The 1,332-nt window shown below is 62.4% G+C and carries 1 protein-coding gene and 1 pseudogene; both read right to left on the minus strand.

Annotation, left to right across the window (positions count from 1 at the left end; all coding sequences use genetic code 11):
- Positions 1-705: 705 nt before the first annotated feature.
- The gene (locus A2I95_RS38640) at positions 706-882 is read right to left on the minus strand and encodes a hypothetical protein (protein ID WP_291737686.1); all 177 of its coding nucleotides are present in this window, start codon (positions 880-882) and stop codon (positions 706-708) included.
- A gap of 36 nt (positions 883-918) precedes the next feature.
- Positions 919-1,332: pseudogene (locus A2I95_RS38645) on the minus strand (argininosuccinate lyase); the annotation flags it as partial.

A 1,332-nucleotide genomic window follows, 5' to 3' on the forward strand; every position in this document is an offset into this window, starting at 1 on the left:
CGGTACCGGAAGACCTCCCTGCCAGCCGCGCCATGACCCGGCCAGCGTCCCGGGCTGGGCCAGCGGCGGGTTTTGAGTGTTTGAAAAAATGATGAAACGCTAGTCCGCCTCTTCATCTTTTTTAAAATACTCACTGCGCAACCGCAGCACCGGGATGCAACGCCAAGGCGTTGCGCATCCGGCGCGCGCTTGCCTCACCGCATTTTAAACCCGCTCTGCCATGATCCTGCTTGATCGCGATCGCCACCGGGCCTGGCATCCCCGGCATTATGGAACAGGGTTCTTTGGCGAGGGCACGCAGAGACAACGTTTAGAATGCGGGAGGAACCTCCCGTCCCGCCTCCGCCTCTTGGAGCCGCCGCCATTCCTAACCACTGAAGTTCAGCGCATCAGATACAGAACGGACAGCAGCAGACAGCAACCGGACGGGGCGCAAGCCCGGGCTGCAGAGTACTGCATTTCTAAAAAGTATGGGATACCCCGACCCGCCCATATCCGGACACCGAGACACCGGTTTTGGCAGGTTCATGTTTTTGCGGCGGATTGGCCGCCGGCGCGGCGGCATCGCAGGCCGCAAGGCCAAAGAGGGTCAGAAAAACAACGGCAGCTTTCATCGCAATATCCCCAAGTAAAAACCGCCCCGGCAGCTTGCAGAGGCGGCTCCGAAGTGGTGTTTCAACACTGGAGCGTCAAGGGCGCAGGCGTCTAGAACCCCAGGAAGACGCTGACCGGCCCCTTGTGCAGCCCGACAGCGCCGCCCACGTGGACCCCGCTGTCACCGACGCCGACACCGGCGTTCAGCGTCGGCTGCACCGGCTCGCCGTCCACGCCGCAGGCGGTGAGAACCGCCAGCCCGAACAAAGCAAAACCCAAATTACGCATGTTCAGCCTCCTTGCTGCTGCCCAGCCCCTGCGGTCTCAGCCCGCCAGGATCTCCCTCCAGCGGGCGACCTGCGCGCGCACTTGCGCGGGCGCGGTGCCGCCATAAGACATGCGCGAGTTTACTGAATTCTCGACGCCAAGCACAGAGAAGATGTCGTCCGTGATACCTTCGTGAACACCCTGCATGTCTGCAAGCGAAAGGTCCGGCAAATCACAGCCGCGGCTTTCGGCCATGGCCACAAGCGTGCCGGTCACATGGTGGGCATCGCGGAACGGCACCTTCAACACCCTGACCATCCAGTCTGCCAGGTCGGTGGCGGTGGAAAAGCCCGAGCCTGCCGCCGCCGCCAGGCTCTCGCGGTTGCCGGTCATATCCTTGACCATGCCTTCCATCGCCGCCAGCGCCAGCATCCAGTTGTCGGCCGCGTCAAAGACCTGTTCCTTGTCTTC

Source organism: Leisingera sp. F5 (genome assembly GCF_001593695.1).